Source organism: Thiocystis violacea (genome assembly GCF_016583565.1).
Classification (GTDB): domain Bacteria; phylum Pseudomonadota; class Gammaproteobacteria; order Chromatiales; family Chromatiaceae; genus Thiorhodococcus; species Thiorhodococcus violaceus_A.
The window spans coordinates 1-3,520 of the sequence record NZ_NRRF01000152.1 but is presented as its reverse complement, the minus strand read 5'-3'; the positions used below and the strand labels follow the sequence as shown (position 1 = coordinate 3,520).

General features: G+C 64.9%; 1 protein-coding gene. It reads right to left on the bottom strand.

Annotation, left to right across the window (positions count from 1 at the left end):
* Positions 1-280: 280 nt before the first annotated feature.
* Positions 281-1,456 carry a UDP-N-acetylmuramoyl-tripeptide--D-alanyl-D-alanine ligase gene (locus CKO23_RS24135; RefSeq protein ID WP_346014684.1) on the bottom strand — a complete coding sequence of 392 codons (1,176 nt, stop codon included), beginning with the start codon at positions 1,454-1,456 and terminating at the stop codon, positions 281-283.
* Positions 1,457-3,520 lie beyond the last annotated feature (2,064 nt).

Below are 3,520 nucleotides of genomic sequence, written 5' to 3'. Positions count from 1 at the left end.
CCACCGGAGCCACTCCAGGTAGTCGAGGCAGTCCGCATCGGTGCGAAACCAGGACTGGAACTCGCCCGCAGTCCGCGGATAATCAACGCCAGCATGAGGGTAAGTCACCCTTGGAGTTTACTCCGGTTAAGTGGAGACCCCAGTCCTGCGTAACCAAATCATGGGGGCTCGCCATGCCCTACGGAAATCGATGATTAAGATATGAGGCATTGCAAATCATCGATATAGGGCACTCCGCTCGGCGCTGTTCGTCGAAACGGGTCCGCGGTCATCTCAAAGCCTATTCCAAGACTGGCAGCAGCCGCTCCGCGGCGGCATCGGACCAGACCGAATGGATTTCGAAGCGGTCCGCGCCGAAGCCGATGCCTGCGCCGGGTTGGGCGAGGACCTCGGCGAACAGCGGACCGACGAACAGACAGCGATCGGCCGTGGCGCAGGCCAGGTCCGCAATCTCGCGATGAGCCTGAGCGGCCCCCTCGCGAAGCTCCAGCATGTCCGCCAGCACCGCCACGCGTCGGCCGGGAGAAGCGGCGAGCATGGCCAGCGCCACGCGCATGGAGCTCGGATTGGCGTTGTAGGCATCGTTGATCACCGTGGGCCGCGCCGGGTCGTCGGCGAACAGCACCTCGCCGCGCAATGGCACATGGCTCGCCGAGCGGATGGCGGCCGCGATGCAGACGTCATGGAGACCGAGCAGCCGCGCGACTGCCGCTGCGGCGGAGGCATTGAGCCGATTGTGCTCGCCGGGCAGCGGCAGTGCCTGCGCGAGCGGATCGAGGTCGAAGCGGCGCAGCGTCACGGCCGACGGGACCGACAGCGGCAGCGCCACCGGCAGCGCCACCGGCAGCCGCCCCTCTGCGGGTACGAGGGCGGTGCCGCCGGTCGCAATGCATTCGATCAGCGCCGCCTCTTCGCGTGCGACACCGTGCAGGTCCCCGAAGAACTCCAAATGTTCCTCGCCGAGGCTGGTCAGCACCGCGATGTCCGGGCGCACGATGGCGCCGAGGGCGGCGATCTCGCCGGGGTGATTGGTGCCGATCTCGCACAGCAGGTAGGCGTGCTCCGGCCGCGCCGCGAGCAGTGTCAGTGGCACGCCGAGATGGTTGTTGAAGCTCTTGGGGCTTTGGCTTCCGGCAAGCCCGCCGGCGCGTAGCAGCTGGTGGATCAGATGCCGCGTGGTGGTCTTGCCGTTGCTGCCGCAGACGCCGACGACGCGACAGCCTCCGGCACGCAGGCGCTCGCGCCAGGCTGCGGCCAGGGCCTGCAGGGCCGCCACGCCGGAACCGACCTGCAGGAGCGGCAATGACGTCGGCGCCTGCGCCGGTGCACGCTCGACCAGCGCGAGCGCGGCGCTGGCCGCGGCGGCCGCGGAGACGAAATCGTGGCCATCGAAGCGCTCGCCAACGATGGCGACGTAGGCCTCGCCAAGAGCCAGCGTGCGGCTATCGATGCCGATCCCGGCAATCCGGCCGGCCAGGTGCGGCGACGATCGGAGCTAGCGACCGGCGGTCACGGCGGCGATTTCGGCCGGGGTGAAGAACGGGTGTTGGGGATCGCTCACGGGCGGCTTAGGTCGGTTCGAACGCGCCGGACAGGCACCCGCGCAGCAGCATGCGCTGGCGGGCAATGGCGGCCTTCAATGCGTCGCTCATGGCATCGATCTCCGCAGAGGTTGGGCAGGATGGCCCGGCGCGCTCTGCACGCCGGGCCGCACGAAGCGCTAGGTCACGCCGCAGGCGGGCGCCTCCCAGCCACGCTCGGGAAGACGTTGCTCCAGACCCGCGTCGTCGAACCGGAACAGGAGCAGCCAGCCGTTATCGAGCATCTGCCGCACCAACTCGTGGCGGGCAATCGATCTTTCTGTGGCAGTAGGGGGTAGCCCCAAGAGTCCTGTCTGATGATTCGGAAGTCACCGCGAACCAACCGCCCGTATCGGAACGCCACCGGAATCGTCGCGCCTGGGAGGCCGCGGCGGATGGGGTGCGAAGCGCTGGGTCAAGGTCGATTGCCGGCGACCGCCCGAGATCGCCGCCCAAGTGCAGACGGAGCCTTTGTCGAACCCTCAACAGAGAACATGACGTTTCGGCCCGTGACGCGCACCGTCGAACGCCGCAGAGACCTGATAGCAACCTGCGGGGCAGGGCGACGACCGATCCTGATCGAGCCGATCCCGCTCTGTCCCATGACCCGGCGTTGACAGCGTGGATCGTGCCGGTCACGAGCCGAATCAGATGCCCGCCCGCCGTCCTCCGGCTGACATGCACGCGAACCGCTGGAGAGCGACATTGCGATCGCCCTTGAAATCGGGTCAATAAACCCAACTATTTTAGTTAGTTTTAAGAGTTCGCCAAAAGGATCGAAAAATGTATAGAGACCCCACCGATTGGCCGGCTCTGGTCGGCCAGAGCCGCACTCCCAGGGTGACAACTTCAACCGCGGCGTTGCGCGTCGAGATACCCCTCGACTTGGTCCAACGCCTGATGGAAGAAGGGCACATCTGTGCGGCCGATCTGCGTTGTCTGGACCACCGCAGCAAGCAGACACTGCAACAAGTCTGCCTCGACAACTGTGCCCACGACCTAAGCGCGCAAGCCTCGCTTGCAGGCGTGGCGTCGAGACCCGCATACGCAAGGGTCGGCCCTGGACGCGGTGATCGACCGTTACAGCCAGTGCCAGTCGCTGCTTAACCGCATTGGCCGCTGGCGTTGCCTGCGTGGTCGAGAGAGCAGGCAACGCAACCAGCTCAATCTTTAGCTCGACTCAATCTTTAGCTCGACGCAAGCTTCAGCTCGACGCAAGCTCAGTGGCGCCCAGCCCGCCACGCGCGCAACATGCCCCGCCTGACGGCGAGATCTCGAACGCGCGCGCCGTCGGCGTGGCTCAGAGGGTGGTCGCAAGGGCACGTGGTACCCTCTAAGGTCAGTGCCTCTGCGCAGCAGAGGCTCGCGGCCATCTGATCATGAATCGTCCCGCACCACCCGTCTGACTAAACACAGGGAACGCAGGGAACGGCTGCTTTGTATGCTCGAAGAAACGACACGGAATAGTCGTTTTTTCGCTCAGACCTTTGACCCCCGTTTTCGGCTCCGAAACCCGCCACAAAGCGACTTACGCCCGGCGCGACGGGCTTTTCAGACCCGATTTGAGCGCCGAAACAGAGAGACGGTACCAGTACCAGCTCTATCGGCCATCAGCGATTGACCTTCGACCCCCGAAAACGGCGCTCCGGGATTTCCGAGTGTGGCGTTTCTTCTGACTCGGCTTTGAGTTTTTCCTGCTTGAGAAAAAGCGCGAAGATATCCGCTCCACTCTCAGGAAGAGCCGCAGCCATTTTCTCTGCCCCACTGCCCTTTATCGAGCGCTATGGCGATTCCCTGGATGGGGTGCTGAGGTCAGGGCTGTGAAGGTCACAAAAAGTGAACGCAACGACTCCTGCCGGTCGCCCGCCCTCGACGCAGCTGAATCGCCCGAGCAGCGCGAGTCGCGCGTCCTCGGTACAATCGCGCCCTTTTGTAACCAG